The 18392-nt window shown below is 69.8% G+C and carries 12 protein-coding genes and 1 tRNA gene; 8 read left to right on the plus strand and 5 right to left on the minus strand.

The annotated features are described in order from the left end of the window. The 4 genes from DFQ59_RS00075 to DFQ59_RS00090 all read right to left on the minus strand — a co-directional run. The coding region (locus DFQ59_RS00075; RefSeq protein ID WP_281268232.1) for a P-II family nitrogen regulator at positions 1–124 on the minus strand (124 nt) is incomplete at its 3' end. Between the two features lie 79 nt (positions 125–203). After that, positions 204–875, minus strand: a complete 672-nt coding sequence (locus DFQ59_RS00080) for a TorF family putative porin (RefSeq protein WP_114277637.1) — start codon at positions 873–875, stop codon at positions 204–206. A 318-nt stretch (positions 876–1193) separates the two neighbouring features. Next, a complete protein-coding gene (locus DFQ59_RS00085) occupies positions 1194–2516 on the minus strand; it encodes an ammonium transporter (protein WP_114277638.1) in 1323 nt (440 codons plus the stop codon). 19 nt (positions 2517–2535) lie between these two features. Then, positions 2536–2874 carry a P-II family nitrogen regulator gene (locus tag DFQ59_RS00090; RefSeq protein ID WP_114277639.1) on the minus strand — a complete coding sequence of 113 codons (339 nt, stop codon included), beginning with the start codon at positions 2872–2874 and terminating at the stop codon, positions 2536–2538. Positions 2875–3242: 368 nt separating this feature from the next. Here DFQ59_RS00090 and DFQ59_RS00095 point away from each other — a divergent pair, with 368 nt between their 5' ends. From DFQ59_RS00095 to rep, 7 genes are all read left to right on the plus strand, one after another. Then, entirely contained in the window at positions 3243–3515 is a 273-nt protein-coding gene (locus DFQ59_RS00095) for an accessory factor UbiK family protein (protein WP_114277640.1), read from the plus strand. A gap of 55 nt (positions 3516–3570) precedes the next feature. Beyond that, complete coding sequence (locus DFQ59_RS00100; protein ID WP_114277641.1) at positions 3571–5151, plus strand: YifB family Mg chelatase-like AAA ATPase; 1581 nt, start codon at positions 3571–3573, stop codon at positions 5149–5151. 151 nt (positions 5152–5302) lie between these two features. Continuing rightward, complete coding sequence (locus DFQ59_RS00105) at positions 5303–7054, plus strand: HD domain-containing phosphohydrolase (RefSeq protein ID WP_114277642.1); 1752 nt, start codon at positions 5303–5305, stop codon at positions 7052–7054. A 94-nt stretch (positions 7055–7148) separates the two neighbouring features. After that, positions 7149–8249, plus strand: a complete 1101-nt coding sequence (gene rfbB / locus DFQ59_RS00110) for a dTDP-glucose 4,6-dehydratase (protein WP_114278439.1) — start codon at positions 7149–7151, stop codon at positions 8247–8249. Then, the gene (locus DFQ59_RS00115) at positions 8234–11422 is read left to right on the plus strand and encodes a PAS domain-containing hybrid sensor histidine kinase/response regulator (RefSeq protein ID WP_114277643.1); all 3189 of its coding nucleotides are present in this window, start codon (positions 8234–8236) and stop codon (positions 11420–11422) included. Before rfbB ends, DFQ59_RS00115 begins: the two co-directional genes overlap by 16 nt. 120 nt (positions 11423–11542) lie before the next feature. After that, on the plus strand, positions 11543–14911 hold the full coding sequence (locus DFQ59_RS00120; RefSeq protein ID WP_170141973.1) for a response regulator: 3369 nt from the start codon (positions 11543–11545) through the stop codon (positions 14909–14911). Positions 14912–14990: 79 nt separating this feature from the next. Beyond that, entirely contained in the window at positions 14991–16997 is a 2007-nt protein-coding gene (rep, locus tag DFQ59_RS00125; protein WP_114277645.1) for a DNA helicase Rep, read from the plus strand. 98 nt (positions 16998–17095) lie between these two features. Here the strand turns inward: rep and DFQ59_RS20420 are convergent, their stop codons facing one another. Continuing rightward, positions 17096–17584 (minus strand): c-type cytochrome, encoded by a 489-nt coding sequence (locus DFQ59_RS20420; protein WP_211314726.1) that lies wholly within the window; start codon positions 17582–17584, stop codon positions 17096–17098. A 271-nt stretch (positions 17585–17855) separates the two neighbouring features. Here DFQ59_RS20420 and DFQ59_RS00135 point away from each other — a divergent pair. After that, positions 17856–17932 (plus strand) — tRNA-Arg (locus tag DFQ59_RS00135). Positions 17933–18392 lie beyond the last annotated feature (460 nt).

Below are 18392 nucleotides of genomic sequence, written 5' to 3' on the forward strand. Positions count from 1 at the left end.
GACCCTTCTGCCGCCCGAAACCCTTCACCTCGGTGACCGTGATGCCCTGCACCCCCACCTCCGAGAGCGCCTCGCGCACGTCATCCAGCTTGAAGGGCTTGATGATTGCCGTTACCAGCTTCATGAGTCCTGTTCCTCCGTCCGGGGCCCGCCTGGCGCGGGCCCCTGTTGCGTGTGTCCGATGCCGTTGTCGTCCGGCCGTCTCAGAAGCTCTTGCTCCAGGAGACGAAGGCGATCACGTCATCACCGTTGGGATTGCCCGCCTCTTCCTCGGCCTGGGAGAGGCTCAGGGTGAAGTCGCCGAAATCACCGGCGCTCTTGCCCAGGTCCACCTGGTAGTGGGTGTAGTCATCGGCGCCGCTGTAGTCGAAGTCGTAGTGGCCGACGGTGAAACCGAGGCTGAACTCCTGCGGCAGGTCGAAGCTCAGGCCGGCGTAGTAGTAGAGATCACCTTCGGTGAAGGCGCCGTCATCCACCTCGCTGGCCAGGGTGTAGTTGAGGCCGGCGTTGAACATCAGGTAGCTGGCGCTCACACCCAGCTCGAGGAAGTTGGCGTCCCAGGAGGAGGGGTAGGTGTAGTAGAACAGCCCCACGTCGTAGCCGAACTCGCCCACCGAGCCGCCATAGCCGCCGTAGAGATCGAGCTCGTGGCCGGTGTCGTCGCCGAACTTCACGTTGGAGGCCCAGGTGCCGAGGTAGAAGCCGCTGTCATGGCTCCAGTCCACGCCACCCTGCACCGCCGGGCCATTGTCGCTCTGGGTGACGCCGCGCCAGACATAGTCGCTGGTGACGCCGATGTTGGCCGACAGCTCCGCCTGTGCCGCGCCGGCGCTCAGCAGCAGGCCCACGGCCAGGGGAAGGGTCTTCTTGATCATGTGTGCACTCTCCTGAATCACTAGGGTCGAATCCTGCGGGGCCTGCCTGGGGCCGTCACCCCGAATCAAAAGTCTTGCCACCCGTCCTTTGCAGAAGACGTGCCACTATTGAATTACCATTAATAAACAGTTTCTTATATAGGATTCCGCCCTCCAGCCACGCATCAATGGAGGGCTTGCCGCCGGGATGCGCACCAACCTGGTGCACGCCGGACCGGGTCAGCGGTGGCGGCGCACGGGAAACGTGCCGGGGCGGTTGCCGCGATGACAAAAGAAACGGGCGCCGAAGCGCCCGTCGATGGGGTTGGGAGCGGCTTCTCAGAGCACGTAGCCGCGCTCGTCGTGGGCCGCCAGGTCGAGACCCTGGGTCTCCGCCTCCTCGCTGACCCGCAGGCCGATGGTGAGATCCAGCACCTTGAGGATGACGAAGCTCAGCACACCGGTGTAGACCAGGGTGAAGAGCACCCCCAGCAGCTGCACCCAGACCTGTCCGCCGATGGTCACGCCCTCGGCCAGCCCCGCGCCACCCAGGGCCGCATCGGCGAACACGCCGGTGAGCAGCGCGCCGATGATGCCGCCCACGCCGTGCACCCCGAAGACATCCAGGGAGTCGTCGTAGCCGAAGGCGCGCTTCAGGCGGGTGGCGGCGAAGAAGCAGCCCACGCCGGCGGCGACGCCGATGGCGAGCGCCCCCATGGGGCCGGCGGTGCCGGAGGCCGGGGTGATGGCCACCAGCCCGGCCACCGCGCCGGAGGCGATGCCCAGCACGCTCGGCTTGCCGTGGCTCAGCCACTCGCTGAACATCCAGCCCAGCGCCGCCGCCGCCGTGGCCAGCTGGGTCACCGCCATGGCCATGCCGGCGGTCCCGTTGGCGGCCACCGCGCTGCCGGCGTTGAAGCCGAACCAGCCGACCCACAGCATGGAGGCGCCCACCACAGTGAGGGCCAGGTTGTGGGGCGGCATGGCGGTGGTGGGCCAGCCCTTGCGCCGCCCCAGCATGATGGCCGCCACCAGCCCCGCCATGCCGGCGTTGATGTGCACCACCGTGCCGCCGGCGAAGTCGAGCACCCCCAGGTCCCACATGAACCCGCCGTCACCGCTCCAGACCATGTGGGCGATGGGCGCGTAGACCAGCGTGAACCACAGCCCCATGAACCAGAGCATGGCGGAGAACTTCATGCGCTCGGCGAAGGCGCCCACGATGAGCGCCGGGGTGATGATGGCGAAGGTCATCTGGAAGGTCATGAACACCGTCTCCGGCACCGTGCCGGTGAGGCTGTCCACCGTCACCCCGCCCAGGAACGCCAGGTCGAGGCCGCCCACGAAGGAGCGCAGGTTGGTCACCCCCGCCTCCATGCCGGCGGTGTCGAAGGCCAGGCTGTAGCCGTACAGCGCCCACAGCACCGACATCAGCGCGGTGATGGCGAAGCACTGCATCAGCACCGAGAGCACGTTCTTGCTGCGCACCATGCCGGCGTAGAACAGCGACAGACCGGGAATGGTCATGAACAGCACCAGGGCCGTGGCGGTGAGCATCCAGGCGGTGTCGCCGGAATCGGGACCCGCCGCGTCGGCCGCCAGGGCCAGGCCCGGCCCCGCCAGCAGGGCGGCGAATGCCAGGAATCGGTTTGCGGTTTTCATCGGTATGCCTCTCCCGGCCTCACAGAGCCTCATCGCCCATATCCCCGGTGCGGATGCGCACCCCCTGCTCCAGCACGGAGACGAAGATCTTGCCGTCGCCGATCTTTCCCGTCCGGGCGGCGCCCGTAATGGCTTCGATGACCCCCTCCACCTGGGCGTCCGGGACCGCGGCCTCCAGTTTCACCTTGGGCAGGAAGTCCACCACGTACTCCGCCCCGCGGTAGAGCTCGGTGTGGCCCTTCTGCCGCCCGAAACCCTTCACCTCGGTGACCGTGATGCCCTGCACCCCCACCTCCGAGAGCGCCTCGCGCACGTCATCCAGCTTGAAGGGCTTGATGATTGCCGTTACCAGTTTCATAGGATCTGTTCCTCCGTCCGGGGCCCACCGACCCCGCCACCGTTCCCACCGTGCCGCGAAGTGCCGCACGGCATCCACCCGGATATGAGCAGCTTCCGTGCCAGTTGCAGGAGCCACGGATTATCAATGGGTTAGAATGGGGCCCGGCCCCCGGTATCCGGAATTGCGCCCCGATCCGCACCAATCTGGTGCACGCCCTCCATGTCCACCGGCACGTGATTTTCGTAAACTGGGGCGGCACACCGCATCCGGCCGCTGCCGGAGATCCGGTAGTGATGCGGTAAACTGGTCTCCCATGCAGGCGCGACGGGCTCCCGCGGAGCGCGTCCGGCCGCCGGGACCTTCAAACCTGCCGAGGAATACAACCGGTGCTCGACCCGAAACGACTCGATGAACTCTCCCAGCGCCTCGCCGGCGCGGTGCCCGGAGCACGGGAGATGCGCTCGGAGCTGGAGCGCAGCTTCCGCGCCCTGCTCAGCTCCACCTTCGAGAAGCTGGATCTGGTCAGCCGCGAGGAGTTCGACGTCCAGGCCCAAGTGCTCGCGCGCACCCGGGCCCGGCTGGAGGAGCTGGAACGGCAGGTGGCGCTGCTCGAGCGCCGCCTGCAGGATGACCCGGGAGCCGCCACCCCGGGCCACTGACGGGCCACGGCCCCGCGACGGCAGGAGCGCCGCCGCCTGACGGACAGGGAAGTCCATGCCACAGGATCCTGACATCACGCCCGCCGCGCACGCGGGCGCCGCGCCGTCCGCCGCCCGCGGCGACGGCAAGCCCGGGCTGGCCGTGGTGCTGAGCCGCGCCGCCGCGGGCCTGCACGCCCCGCTGGTGAGCGTGGAGGTGCACCTGGCCAACGGCCTGCCGGGCCTGTCCATCGTCGGGCTGCCGGAGGCGGCGGTGCGCGAGAGCAAGGACCGGGTCCGCGCGGCGCTGCAGAACGCCGGCTTCCAGTTCCCTCCGCGGCGCATCACCATCAATCTCGCCCCCGCCGATCTCCCCAAGGAGGGCGGCCGCTTCGACCTGCCCATCGCCGTGGGAATCCTCGCCGCTTCCGGCCAGCTGCCCCGCGCGGCGCTGGCGGACGTGGAGTTCCTCGGTGAGCTGGCCCTGGGCGCGGCCCTGCGCGGCGTGCCCGCCCTGCTGCCGGCGGCCCTGGCCGCGGGCCGGGACGGTCACCGCCTGGTAGTGCCGCGGGAGAATGCCGACGAGGCGGCCCTGCCCGGTGCGGCCGAGATCCTGCCCGCCGGGCACCTGCTGGGCGTCTGCGCCCACCTGCTGGGCCGGGAGCGGATCACACCCCACCACTACCGGCCCGGCCCCGTCGACCCGGCCGACGGCCTCGACCTGGCCGAGGTGCGCGGCCAGCACCGCGCCCGCCGGGCGCTGGAGATCGCCGCCGCGGGCAGCCACAGCCTGCTCCTCATCGGCCCCCCGGGCACCGGCAAGACCATGCTCGCCAGCCGCCTGCCGGGGCTGCTCCCGCCCATGTCCCACGCGGAGGCCCTGGAGGCGGCGGCGGTGGCCTCCATCAGCGGCACGCCCTTCCAGCCCGGGCGCTGGGGCGTGCGCCCGTTCCGCGCCCCCCACCACACGGCCTCGGGGGTGGCGCTGGTGGGCGGCGGCACCACCCCCCGTCCCGGTGAGATCTCCCTGGCCCATCACGGCGTACTGTTCCTGGACGAGCTGCCCGAGTTCGACCGCCGGGTGCTGGAGGTGCTGCGCGAACCGCTGGAATCGGGCCGCATCACCATCTCCCGCGCCGCCCGCCAGGCGGAGTTCCCCGCCCGGTTCCAGCTGGTGGCGGCCATGAACCCCTGTCCCTGCGGCTACCTGGGCGACCCCTCGGGGCGCTGCCGCTGCAGCGCCGAGCAGGTGCTCCGCTACCGCGCCCGCCTCTCCGGCCCGCTGCTCGATCGCATCGACATGCACGTGGAGGTGCCGCCGCTGCCGGCGGAAGCGTTGACCGCGGCCGACCCGCGCGCCGAGACCAGCGCGGCGGTGCGCGAACGGGTCTGCGCCGCGCGCAAGCGCCAGCAGGCCCGCTCGGACCGCCCCAACGCCATCCTCGACGAGCGCGCCATCGACCGCCACTGCCGCCCCGACGCGGCCGGCCGCGCCCTGCTGGCCCAGGCCACGGCACGGCTCGGGCTCTCCGCCCGCGCCCACCGCCGCGTGCTCAAGCTCGCCCGCACCATCGCCGACCTGGACGGCGCTGAGGCCCTGTCGGTGACCCACCTCACCGAGGCCATCGGCTACCGGCAGATGGACCGGACCCGCTGAGCCGAACCGCCGGACACAATTTTTCACGGCCCGGGGAATCCGAATGTGGCGACATCGCCCACGCCTGTGCAATTCTCGGTTCTGGAGGTGGTAACCACGTGTCACCGCGTGGGTTTTTCCTGCCTGTTCCGGGACTGCAGCAGAGGATTGCATGACTCCACGCCGACGCGGCCCGCACTCCCCCGCCCTCAGGGCCGCGGGGCTGTTCCTCGCTCTCGGCGGAGGCTGGATCCTGCTTACCGACCTCATCGTCGAACGACTGAGCCACGATGCCGCGATCCGGTCGTGGCTGCAGCACCTCAAGGGCATCCTCTTCGTTATCGGCGCCAGCCTGGTGGTCTACCTCATCGCCCGCCGCCGTGAACGGAGTGAAACCGAACTGCGCGAGAGCGAGGCCCATTTCCGGGCGCTCTACGAGAATGCCCCGCTGGGCTACCAGTCGCTCGATGCGCAGGGACGCATCCTGGACGTCAACCGTGCCTGGCAGGAGACCCTGGGCTACGAGCGCGGAGAGGTCATCGGGCGCTGGTTCGGGGAATTGCTGCCAGAGACCCAGCAGGCCTTGTTCCGGGAGCGTTTTCCCCGTTTCAAGCATGACGGCCATATCCACGCGGTGGAATTCGACCTGCGCCGCAAGGACGGAACCTACCTGACGGTCATCTACGACGGCCGCATCGGCCTGGACAGCAACGGGCACTTCCTGCGCACCCACTGCATTCTCGAGGACATCACCGAGCGCAGGCGCGCCGAACTGCACCTGCGCCGCCTCAACCGCGCCCTGCGCACCCTGTCGGAGTGCAACCAGGCGCTGGTGCGCTCTCCGGACGAGTCCAGCCTGCTGCAATCGATCTGCCGGACCCTGGTGGAGCAGGGCGGCTACCCCCTCGCCTGGATCGGCTTCGCCGGGCAGGACGCCGCGAAAACCGTCCTCCCGGCGGCCCATGCCGGCGCCGGCGGCGACTACCTGAACCGGATCACCGTCACCTGGGGGGACGACCCCCTCGGCCAGGGTCCCGTCGGCCGTACCATCCGCACGGGAGAGCCGGTGGTGGTGCGCCGGATCGAGGCGGACCCGGACTTCTCCCCCTGGTTCGAGGTGGCCCGGGAGCATGGCTTCGGTTCCATCGCCGCCCTGCCCCTGTTCAACGGCGATCAGGTCGCCGGCTCGCTGGCGGTCTATGCGCGGGAGCCGGAGGTCTTCGACAAGGAGGAGATGGCCCTGCTGGGGGAGCTGGCCGACGACGTGAGCTATGGCCTGCGCGCCCTGCACACCAGCGCGGAGCGCGACCGTATCCGCGGGCATCTCGGCCAGGCCCTGCTGCAGACGGTGCGGGCCGTGGCCCGAACCGTGGAGGCCCGGGATCCCTATACCGCCGGTCACCAGGAGCGGGTGGCCGAACTGGCCACGGCCATCGCCACCGAGATCGGCTGGGACACAGAGCGGGCGGAAGGGTTGCGGCTGGCGGCGCTGATCCACGATATCGGCAAGATCTACATCCCGGCGGAGATCCTGACCCGGCCCGGCGCCATCACCCCCATCGAGATGAGCCTCATCAGGACCCACGCCCGGGTGGGCTTCGAGATCATGCAGGATGTCGTGACGCCCTGGCCCCTCGCCCGGGCCATTCTCCAGCACCACGAACGTCTCGACGGCAGCGGCTATCCCGAGGGGCTGACGGGCGATGCCATTCTGCCCGAGGCCCAGATCCTCGCGGTGGCCGACGTGGTGGAGGCGATGGCCTCCCACCGGCCCTACCGGCCGGCACTCCGCATCGAACAGGCGCTGATGGAGATCGAGGCTGGCCGCGGCAGCCGTTACAACGGGATGATGGTGGATGCCTGCCTGCGGGTGTTCCGGGACCGGGGCTTCCGCTTCAGCATCCGCGCGGACGATCCGGCCTGAGACATGCCAACGGGGCCGGGCCGGACGCGCACACTCACGATCGGAGCCTGGAACCGGTATGCTGTGGCGGATTGAAGGGGAGAACGGCCTGTCCATGCAGACCCTGATCGTCACCGGCGGCGCCGGCTTCATCGGCGGCAACTTCGTGCGCCACGCGCTGGCGCACGGCGCGGCGCGGGTGGTGGTGGTGGACGCGCTCACCTACGCCGGCCACCGCGAGAGTCTCGCCGGGCTGGAGGAGGATCTGCGCTTCGAGTTCGTGCGGGCGGACATCGGCGACCGCGCGGCCATGGCGGCGCTGTTCGGGCGCGTGGCGCCCGCGGCGGTGGTGAACTTCGCCGCCGAGACCCACGTGGACCGCTCCATCGACGACCCGCTGCCCTTCGTCACCACCAACGTGCTGGGCACGGCGGTGCTGCTGGAGGCGGCCCGCCGCCACTGGCGCGCCCTGCCGGAGGCGCAGCGGAGTTCCTTCCGCTTCCTGCATGTCTCCACCGACGAGGTCTACGGGACCCTCGGGCCGGAGGGGCGCTTCAGCGAGACCACCCCCTATGCGCCCAACTCCCCCTACGCGGCCAGCAAGGCCGGGGCCGACCATCTGCTGCGGGCCTGGCACGAGACCTACGGCCTGCCGGTGCTGGTGACCAACTGCTCCAACAACTACGGCCCCTGGCAGTACCCGGAGAAGCTGATTCCCCTGATGGTGCTCAACGCCCTGGAGGGGCGGGCGCTGCCCATCTACGGCGACGGGGGCAACGTGCGCGACTGGCTCTTTGTTGAGGACCACTGTGAGGGCATCGCGCGGGTGCTGGAGGCGGGGCGTCCCGGGGAGCACTACAACATCGGCGGCGAGTGCGAGCGCAGCAACCTGGAGGTGGTGGAGGGGATCTGCGCGGTGCTGGAGCGGGTGCGCCCGGCGGCGGCGAACCCGGCCCTGGCGGCGCGCGGCATCACGAGCTACGGGGCGCTGAAGACCTTCGTGCCGGACCGGCCGGGCCATGATCGGCGCTACGCCATCGACGCGGCGAAGATCCGCGCCGAGCTGGGCTGGGCGCCCCGGCACGACTTCGAGGCCGGGCTGGAGGCCACCGTACGCTGGTACCTGGAGAACGCCGGGTGGTGCGCGGCGGTGACCCGCGATCACTATGATGGCGGCCGCCTCGGACTGGGAGCTGAGCCGTGCCCCAGCATCTGACCCACCTCAAGCCCGTACCCGCCTCCCCCGCGCAAATCCCCCTGGGAACCCGACTCACCCCGCTCTACGGTGCGCTGGCCGGCGGCCTGGTGGGCCTGGTCTTTCCCGCCGTGGCCTGGAGCGTGGACATTCTCGCTTCCGGCCTCGACTTCTCCGCGGCCAGCGTCGCCGCCGTCCATGCCCAGAGCCTGTGGCACTGGCTGCTGGATCTGGCGCCCCCGGCACTCGCCTTCACCGGCTTCCTCGGCGGGCGCCAGCGGCTGCATGCCGAGCAGGAGCTGCGCCGCCGCAGCCTCGAGCTGGCTGCGAACGAACACTATCTGCGGGTGCTCCTGGAGAGCCTGGCCGACGGGGTCATCACCATCGACGACCGGGGCGTCATCCAGGGCATCAACTCCCGGGCGGCGAAGATGTTCGGCTACACGCCCGGGATGCTGGTGGGACGCGACCTGGCGCTGCTGATGCCCGAGCCCTACCGCCAGGCCCACAACGACGCCTTCATCCGCCACCTGGCGAACGGGCCCGGACAGCCGCTCGGCGAGGTGCGCGAGCTCAGCGGGCAGCGCGCCGACGGCAGCATCTTTCCCCTGGAGCTGAGCATCGCCGAGGTCAAGAGCGTCGCCGCGCCGCTGTTCGTGGGCACGGTGCGGGACGTCAGCGCCCGCCGCGCCCGCGAGGCCGAACGGCGGCGCCTGGTCCAGGCGCTCGAGTCGAGCGCCGACGCGGTGATGGTGACCGATGCCGATGCCCGCATCATCTACGTCAACCCCGCCTTCTGCAGCATTACCGGCTGGCCCCGGGAGGAGGCGCTGGGACAGCTGCCGAGCATCCTCAAGAGCGACCGGAATCCGGCGGAGGTCTACGCCGAGCTCTGGCACCGGATCACCCACGGCGAGAACTGGAGCGGCCGCATCCTGAACCGCCGCCGCCCGCGGGCCGAATCCGACCCGCCGGTGCCGGAGTACTACTGGGCGGCGGTGACGGTCACGCCGATCCGCGACCAGGGCGACAAACCGCTCGGCTTCGTTGCCATCCACCGCGATGTCACCGCCGAGGTGGAGGCGGAACAGCACGACGCCCTGCTGCGTGAATCGGCCGAGGCCCGCGCCCGCATCGCCCGCCACCTGCAGGAGGGCGGGCCGCTGCGCGAACGCCTGCGCCGGGTCCTGGAGTGCCTGGTCCATCTCGACGGCCTTGATCTGCTCCACCAGGGCGCGGTCTATATCCAGCCGGAAGGCGGCGATCATCTCCTGCGCTACCTGATCCACGGTGATCCGCCCGAGAATCCCGGGTTCGAGCCGCCGCCCCGGCTCCCCCTGGAGGCGCTCGCCTACGGGGAGCCCACCCCGGAACCGGCCGTCCGGTTCGCCGCACTGTGCAGCGATTCCGGCTGCGCCGACCACTGCCCGGCCCCCGGCCCCGACCACGGACACCTCCTCGTGGCACTGGGGCATGGCGGGAAGCAGCTCGGCACCCTGTTCCTCTTCACCCCCCCGCAGGCCGGACTGGAGACGCCCCATCTGGAGACCCTGCGCCAGGTCGGCGAACAGATCGGCCTGGCCATCAGCTCCGACCGCGTGCACCGGGCCCTGACCGAAGCGCGCCGCAACGCCGAGGGGGCGGCGCGGGCCAAAAGCGAGTTCCTCGCCAGCATGAGCCACGAGATCCGCACCCCCATGCACGGGGTGCTGGGCATGCTGGAGCTGATCCGCAACACCCCCCTCACCGAGGAGCAGCACGAGTACGTGGACACGGCGCGCAGCTCCGCCGACAGCCTGCTCAACCTCATCAACGACATCCTCGACTTCACCAAGATCGAGGCCGGGCGCATCGAGCTGGCGCAGCTGGAATTCGACCCGGCACTGCTGGTGGAAGAGGTGACCTCGCTGCTGGCCCGCAGCGAGTCCGCCAGCGGGCTGGAGGTGGCCTGCCACATACCGGCCCCGCTGCCGGCCCTGGTGCGCGGGGATCCCTTCCGCCTGCGCCAGGTGCTCACCAACCTGGTGGGCAACGCGGTGAAGTTCACCGAGGCCGGCGAGGTGGTGGTGCGCGCGGAGGTGGAGGCCGCCACGGAGGGCGAAGTCCGGCTCCGCTTCACCATCCGCGACACCGGCATCGGCATCGACACGGCCACCCGGGAGCGCCTGTTCCAGGTCTTCTACCAGGCCGACTCCACCGATACCCGGCGCTATGGCGGCACCGGGCTGGGACTGGCCATCTCCAAGCAGCTGGTGGAGCTGATGGGCGGCGGGATCGGGGTGGAGAGCCGCCCCGGCCTGGGCAGCACCTTCTGGTTCAGCGTGCGCCTGGGCCGGGTGGCCGATGCCGGCCGGCCGCGGCTCGCCGAGCTCGCCGGGCTGAAGGTGCTGGTGGTCGACGACAACGCCACCAACCGGCTCATCCTGCGCGACTACCTGCGCCACATGGGCCTGGAGGCCGTGGAGTGCGTGGACGGCAGGACCGCCCTGGAAAAGCTCGAGGCCGCCGCCGACGCGGGCAGCCCCCTGCCGGTGGCCCTGCTGGATCTGCAGATGCCCGGCATGGACGGACTGGAGCTGGCCCACCGCATCCGCACCGACGCCCGCCTGGCCCGGACCACCCTGGTTCTGCTCAGCTCCATCACCCCCGGCGACAGTGAACGGGCCGGTATCGACGCCTGGCTGATGAAGCCCGTGCGCCAGGGCCAGCTCCAGGATGCGCTGCTCACGGTCCTGCGCCACGACCGGCCGGCCCGGCCGGACCCCGTGCTGGAACCGAAGAGCCTCAGCGGCCGTATCCTGCTCGTGGAGGACAACCCGGTGAACCAGAAAGTGGCGCGCAGCATGCTGCGGAAACTGGGGCTGGAGGCCGAGGTGGCCGCCAATGGACGGGTCGCCATGACGATGGTGGAGTCGGAGCGGTTCGATGTCATCCTGATGGACTGCCAGATGCCGGAGATGGACGGCTTCGAGGCCACCACCGCCATCCGGCGCCTGGAGCAGGAACGGGGGCTGCCGCGCACCCCCGTCATCGCCATGACCGCCGCCGCCCTGGCGGGCGACCGCGACCGCTGCCTCAGCGTGGGGATGGACGACTTCCTCAGCAAGCCGGTGAAGCTGGGCGTGCTGCGCGAAGCGGTAATGCGCTGGCTGCCGGACGCCGGAGCGCGCGAACCGGTTCACAATTCGGAGTAGACTCGACAGCCGGATACCCGCCGCGCCGGCTTGACATTCCCGCCCCAGGGCGGATGAATTGAACCCCGATAACCATAGCGACAGTTCGGGAAAATGGCAGGGCCGCGGTGCGCGGCCTGGATGGAGACCCGAAAAGGCTACATGAGCACCCCGGAGCTGACCCACAACGGCACCATCCTGCCCACCATCGCGGCCGAGTCCCGGCCGGTGGAGGATCACGCCGCCGAGCTGCTGGCCGCACGGGTGAGTATGCTCTACGACCAGGCGGCCAAGGGTTTCCTGGCCACCCTGGTGGCCGCCGCCGTGCTCGCCTTCCTGCTCGTGGAGCGGCTCGACTACGCCCGGGTCACGGGCTGGCTGCTCGCCGTGGTGTTCATCATCGCGGCACGCTACGCCACCCTGGTGGCCTACCGGCGCACCCGTCCCGGCCCCGGCGAGGCCGCGCGCTGGATGCAGCGCTTCTCGGTCGGCACCCTCTTCTCGGGCCTCGCCTGGGGCATCGCCGGGGTGCTGCTGTTCCCGCCGCAGTCCATTCCCCACCAGGCCTTCCTGGCCCTGATCCTCGCCGGACTGGTGGCCGGCGCCGTGCCGGTGCTGGCGCTGTCGATGCGCACCCTGGCCGCCTTCACGGTGCTGTGCCTGACCCCGGCGATGCTGCAGTTCTTCGCCCAGGAGACCGACATCCAGCGCGCCATGGGCTTCATGTTCGTGGTCTACATGGTGTTCATGCTGAGCGTGGCCTGGCGCATCAACCAATCCATGACCCGCTCCCTGCAGCTGGGATTCGAAAACATCCACCTGGTGGATTACCTCCGCTCGGCGAAGGATGCGAGCGAGCAGCTCAACGAGGGGCTGAAGGCGGAGATCAGCGAGCGGCGCAAGATCGAGACGGCGCTCAAGCAGGCCAAGGAGGAGGCGGAGCAGGCCAGCCGCGCCAAGGGCGAGTTCCTGGCCACCATGAGCCACGAGATCCGCACTCCCATGAACGGGGTGCTCGGCACCCTGGAGCTCCTCGCGGACATGCCCCTGGGGGAGGAGCAGCGCGACCTGGTGTCCACCGCCCAGAGCTCGGCGGAGTCGCTGCTCACCATCATCAACGACGTGCTGGATTTCTCCAAGATCGAGGTGGGGCAGCTCGATCTCGAGGACATCAACTTCGACCTGCGCCGCACCGTCTCCGAGGTCTGCGCCCTGATGGGCAAGCGCGCCGAGGCAAAGGGGGTGAAGGTCAAGTGGTCGGTCCCCGAGCGGTTCGGCACCCAGCTGCGCGGCGATCCCACGCGCCTGCGCCAGATTCTCCTCAACCTGGTGGGCAACGCGGTGAAGTTCACCGAGCGCGGCTTCATCGAAGTGCGCGCCAGCGTGCTGCGGGAGACCCGCGCCGATGTCATCCTGCGCCTCGAGGTGGAGGACTCCGGCATCGGCATGACGCCCCAGGTCCAGGCCCAGCTGTTCCGGCCCTTCACCCAGGGGGACCAGTCCATGGCCCGCAAGTTCGGCGGCACCGGGCTGGGGCTGTCCATCGCCAAGCGGCTGGTGGAGCTCATGGGCGGGCAGATCGGGCTGAACAGCCAGGAGGGGGTGGGCAGCACCTTCTGGTTCACCATCCGGCTGGGCAAGCCGGTGACCAGCAGCGGACGGGTGCGCGTGGACCTGCGCGGCACCCGGGTACTGCTGGTCATCGACAACCCCGAAACCCGGGATTCCATCGAGAACCTGCTGCGCCGCTGGGGCGCCTCCTTCGACAGCGCCGACAACGCGCTGGAGGCCATCGACAAGCTCAACTACTCGGCGCGCATCGGCCTGTCCTGGCTGTTCGACGCGGCCATCATCGACTCCAAGCTGCGCGGCACCGACCCCTTGCGCCTGTCCCGCCAGATCAAGGACAACCGCATCTTCTCACCGGTGGTGCTGCTCCTGCTCGGCTCCTCCGGCGACACCGACGCGGAGCTGGACGCCGGCTTCGAGGGCGTGCTGGCCCAGCCGCTGCGTTCCGCCGAGCTGTTCCATCTGCTCGCCACGCTCACCCGCGAACCCATCAACCGCGACACCTACTACACCGGCGGCATGGTGCCACTGGAAACGCCGCAACGCTCCGCCTCGGAGCCCTACCCGGCGACGCCTGAACCCGCCGACACGGAACCGCCCGCCCGCCTCAGCGGTCACATCCTGCTGGTGGAGGACAACCCCGTGAACCAGAGCGTGGCCCGGACCATGCTCCAGCGGCTGGGGCTGAGCGTGGACTTGGCGAACAACGGCCGGGAAGGCGTCCGCGCCCTGGAGTCCGGCCGTTTCGACGTGGTCCTCATGGACTGCCAGATGCCGGAGATGGACGGCTTCGAGGCCACCGCCGCCATCCGCCGCAGGGAGAAGAAGGACGGACGGGCCCGGCAACCCGTCATCGCCATGACCGCCAACGCCATGGAAGGGGATCGCCAGCGCTGCATCGCCGCCGGCATGGACGACTACCTGGCCAAGCCGGTGAAGCAGATGGAGCTGCGCCGGATGCTGCACCAGTGGCTGCAGCGAACCGCCACCTCCGCAACGGAGGGGCAGCCGGCAGCGGCCGCCGCACCCGCGCAACCCCGTCCCGCCGGCCGCTCGCCGCTGGAGCTTCCGGACCTGGACCTGCTGGCTGATGGCGGGACCACCGCACCCGCCGCCGGCACTCCCCCCGCCGAATCGCCGGCCCCGGCCCCGGCGCCGTCCACCGAGACCCTGTCCGGCCGCATCCTGCTGGTGGAAGACGATGCCACCAACCAGAAACTGGCCCGCGCCATGCTCACCAAGCTCGGGCTGATGGTGGATATGGCCGACAACGGACGCCAGGGCTTGCACGCGGTGTTCGGAAGCCACTACGATGCAGTGCTTATGGACTGCCAGATGCCGGAGATGGACGGCTTCGAGGCGACCGCCGGCATCCGCCGGCAGGAGCAGCTGCAGGGACTGCCCCGCATTCCCATCATCGCCATGACAGCCAACGCCATGGAGGGAGACCGGGAACGCTGCCTGGAGGCCGGCATGGACGATTACCTGTCCAAGCCGGTCAAACGCAGCCAGCTCGCCGACACCTTGCGCAAGTGGCTGCCGGAACCCGCGCACCCCACCGGACCAGGTTTAGACACGATGACCCAGACCGAAGCCCCTTCGCCCCGCACCCCCGCCGTCGACAAGGCGGTTCTGGTGGAGCTGCGGGAGATCATGGAAGACGCTTTCGCCGAGCTGATCCAGACCTATCTCAGGGACACGCCCACCCGCCTGGTCGCCATCCGCGACGCCATCGACAAGACCGACGCCGATGCCCTGCGCGCCGCCGCCCACACCATGAAATCGAGCAGCGCCAACCTCGGCGCCATGCCCCTGTCCGCCCTGGCCAAGGAGCTGGAGGCACTGGGCCGATCCGGCACCACCGAAGGCGCCGCCGAGCTGTTCCGCAGCGCCGCCGCCGAGTACACGCGGGTGAAGCAGGCCCTGGAAGCCTCCTTGTGACCCGGCCGTGATGCGGCCGGTTGTAGCGCCACGGGCGATGGCGGATAATCGCCGCCCCGTGCCCCTCGCCTGATCCCGGATGCCTGCACTCAACCCGCGCCAACAGGCCGCGGTCCGCCACCTCGACAGCCCGCTGCTGGTGCTGGCCGGTGCCGGCAGCGGCAAGACCCGCGTCATCACCGAGAAGATCGGCTGGCTGATCCGGGAGTGCGGCCTGGCGCCGCGGAACATCGCCGCGGTGACCTTCACCAACAAGGCCGCCCGGGAGATGAAGGCGCGCGTGGGCGGGCTGCTGGGCCAGAACGAGGTGCGCGACCTCACCGTCTCCACCTTCCATACCCTGGGCCTCAACATCCTGCGCCGCGAGCACAGGCGCCTCGGGCTGCGTGCCGGGTTCACCATTCTCGACGCCCAGGACAGCGCCGGGCTGGTGCGCGAACTGCTGCGCCAGGACAGCGGGGCCGACCCGGCCCTGGCCGAGTCGCACCTGCACCGCATCTCGCGCTGGAAGAACGACCTGCTGGACCCGGCCGTGGCGCTCTCCCGCGCCGGCGATGCGCTCGAGGCGGCCTGCGCGCGCCTCTACGCCGCCTACGAACGGCAGCTGCGCGCCTACAACGCGCTCGATTTCGATGATCTCATTACCCTGCCGGTACGGCTGTTCCGGGACCACCCCGAGGTGCTGGAGTGGTGGCAGAACCGCATCCGCTACCTGCTGGTGGACGAGTACCAGGACACCAACGCCGCCCAGTACCAGCTGGTGCGACAGCTCACCGGGGTGCAGGGCGCGTTCACCGTGGTGGGCGACGACGACCAGTCCATCTACGGCTGGCGCGGCGCGCGCCCCGACAACCTGGCCCGCCTGGCGGAGGACTACCCGCGCCTGACCGTCATCAAGCTGGAGCAGAACTACCGCTCCAGCGGCCGCATCCTGCGCTCGGCCAACCGCGTCATCGCCAACAATCCCCACGTCTTCGACAAGGCGCTGTGGAGCGAGTATGGCCCGGGGGATCCCCTGCGCATCCTGCAGGTGGCCAACGAGGAACAGGAGGCCGAGCGGGTGGTGACCGAGATCATCAGCCACCGCTTCCAGCACCGCACCCGCTACGGGGACTACGCCATCCTCTACCGCGGCAACCATCAGGCACGGCTGTTCGAACGGGTGCTGCGCGCCCACAACGTCCCCTACCACCTGAGCGGCGACACCTCCTTCTTCGCCCGCACCGAGGTGAAGGACGTCATCGCCTACCTGCGCCTGCTGGCCAACCCCGAGGACGATGCCGCCTTCCTGCGGGTGGTGAACACCCCGCGCCGGGAGATCGGGCCCGGCACCCTGGAGAAGCTGGGCGAGTACGCCCGCCGGCGCCAGGCGGGCCTGCTCGCCGCCGCCGGCGAGCTGGGGCTGGCCCAGCACCTACCGGAGCGGGCCCTGGAGCGCCTGCAGCGCTTCAGCCACTGGCTCGAGGGGCTGCGCCGGCGGGCCGAGGGCGACGACCCGGTGGAGGTGACCCGCCAGCTGCTGCGGGACATCGACTACGAGGGCTGGCTTTACGAGACCTGCAAGGATCCCAAGACCGCCGAGCGGCGCTGGGAGAACGTCCAGGAGCTCGTCGGATGGGTGGAGAACCTGGCCCGCCACGAGGATCGCGGCAAGAACCTCGCCGGCATCGTGGCCCACATCGCCCTGATGGACCTGCTGGATCGGGACGACGGGGAGGACGCCGGGGACCAGGTGCGGATGATGACCCTGCATGCCGCCAAGGGGCTGGAGTTTCCCCACGTGTTCATGGTGGGGGTGGAGGAGGAGATACTGCCCCACCGCAGCAGCCTCGAGGAGGACAACGTGGAGGAGGAGCGGCGCCTGGCCTACGTGGGCATCACCCGCGCCATGCGCACCCTCACCCTCACCTACTGCCGCCGCCGCAGGCAGTACGGCGAGTGGGTGGAGTGCGTCCCCAGCCGCTTCCTCGAGGAGCTGCCCGCCGAGGATGTCGCCTGGGAGGGCCGCGGCGAGGCCCGCAGCCCCGAGGAGCGCCAGACCACCGGCCGGGCCCATCTGGCCAACCTCAAGAGCCTGCTGGGATAGCCGGGACCCCGGCGACATCGGCTCCCCGCCGGTGCCGACCGGAAAAGAAAAGGGCCTCCGGAGAGGCCCTTTTTGCACTGCGGCGGAAGGCTTGAAGCTTACTGCGCCTTCGAGATCATGAACTCGATGCCGTTGCGCAGGTCGTCGTCGGAGCAGTCCATGCAGGTGCCGCGGGGCGGCATGGCGTTCAGGCCGTTGATGGCCGACTGCAACAGGGCGTCGATGCCCTTGGCGATACGCGGCTCCCAGGCCGCGGCGTCGCCCAGCTTGGGCGCACCGGCCACGCCGGCGGCGTGGCAGGCGATGCAGGCCTTGTTGTAGATGGCCTCACCGGCCGCGGCACCGGAGGCGGCGGCGGGCGCGGCGGCCGCGGTCTCGGTCGCGGCGGGCGCGGCCTCGGCCGGAGCGGCGGACTCACCGGCCGGCGCCTCGGCGGCCGGCGCGGGGGCGGCGGCCACCGTCACCTCGCCCATGGGCTTGAGCCGCTCGGCCACGGCCTGATCATCCATGGGCGCCTGCGGCGGAGCGCCGACGAATACCTTGTAGACCGCCCCCACCAGCACCACGACGGCTACCAGAACCGCCACGGAAGTCCCGAAATACGTGCTGTTCGACTTGCTCACAATCGAATCCTCTTTATTGTCCAGTCAGCTGTCCTGTAGATGCCACCTGGCGCTGCAACCGGGCCCTTCCGCCAGGGTCATGGGAACATCAGATTATACTGATAATTATCAATGGAGAAACCCAAAGGGCTGCAAATACCTAAATAGACACAGCTTTTCACCGGGAATCCCGGACATTCCCAAGACCCGTGGACGCCACCGCTGCGACAGGGTATCCTATGCCACCTTCACGCCTGCGCCCGTAGCTCAGCTGGATAGAGCGCTGCCCTCCGGAGGCAGAGGTCAGAGGTTCGAATCCTCTCGGGCGCGCCATTACTCCCGGATATGCGACACCGTGATCCGGAGCCCGTTTTCATTTCCGCCAGTCTATTTTCCGACCGCGAAATGCCGCCGGAGATTGCTTCCGGACGACATTCATCCGGATCTTCCCAGCCGGTGTTGAGGCCATTGCCGGGACCAACCGCATCGGCCGCCTCCGGCCCGTCTTCTCACGCCCCGACCAGCCTCGAAGGCGCCGACCACCGGCTGCAGGCAGACCTGGTCCATCGGACCTATCCTATATTCTCAAGTACACCTCGGTGAGATATCAGGGTGACTGAACCACGCGCGTCACCCCGCCGCGGTCCAGGGAATGCACCCCGGTGTCCGGGTCAGGCCGCACCGAGAATTCCGATCATCATCATCCTGGTGTCATGCCGGGTGACGAAGCAGCAGCTGTTCGACGAACGGCCGGGAGAATGGCGTGGCCCCCCCACGGAAGGCAGGAAAATCG

The organism is Thioalbus denitrificans, assembly GCF_003337735.1.
Classification (GTDB): domain Bacteria; phylum Pseudomonadota; class Gammaproteobacteria; order DSM-26407; family DSM-26407; genus Thioalbus; species Thioalbus denitrificans.

Excerpts from the sequence above, each read along its gene's own strand:
- DFQ59_RS00080 (WP_114277637.1), bottom strand. The coding sequence starts at position 875 with ATGATCAAGAAGACCCTTCCCCTGGCCGTGGGCCTGCTGCTGAGCGCC.
- DFQ59_RS00085 (WP_114277638.1), bottom strand. The coding sequence starts at position 2,516 with ATGAAAACCGCAAACCGATTCCTGGCATTCGCCGCCCTGCTGGCGGGG.
- DFQ59_RS00090 (WP_114277639.1), bottom strand. The coding sequence starts at position 2,874 with ATGAAACTGGTAACGGCAATCATCAAGCCCTTCAAGCTGGATGACGTG.
- DFQ59_RS00100 (WP_114277641.1), top strand. The coding sequence starts at position 3,571 with ATGCCACAGGATCCTGACATCACGCCCGCCGCGCACGCGGGCGCCGCG.
- DFQ59_RS00105 (WP_114277642.1), top strand. The coding sequence starts at position 5,303 with ATGACTCCACGCCGACGCGGCCCGCACTCCCCCGCCCTCAGGGCCGCG.
- rfbB (WP_114278439.1), top strand. The coding sequence starts at position 7,149 with ATGCAGACCCTGATCGTCACCGGCGGCGCCGGCTTCATCGGCGGCAAC.
- DFQ59_RS00120 (WP_170141973.1), top strand. The coding sequence starts at position 11,543 with ATGGAGACCCGAAAAGGCTACATGAGCACCCCGGAGCTGACCCACAAC.
- rep (WP_114277645.1), top strand. The coding sequence starts at position 14,991 with ATGCCTGCACTCAACCCGCGCCAACAGGCCGCGGTCCGCCACCTCGAC.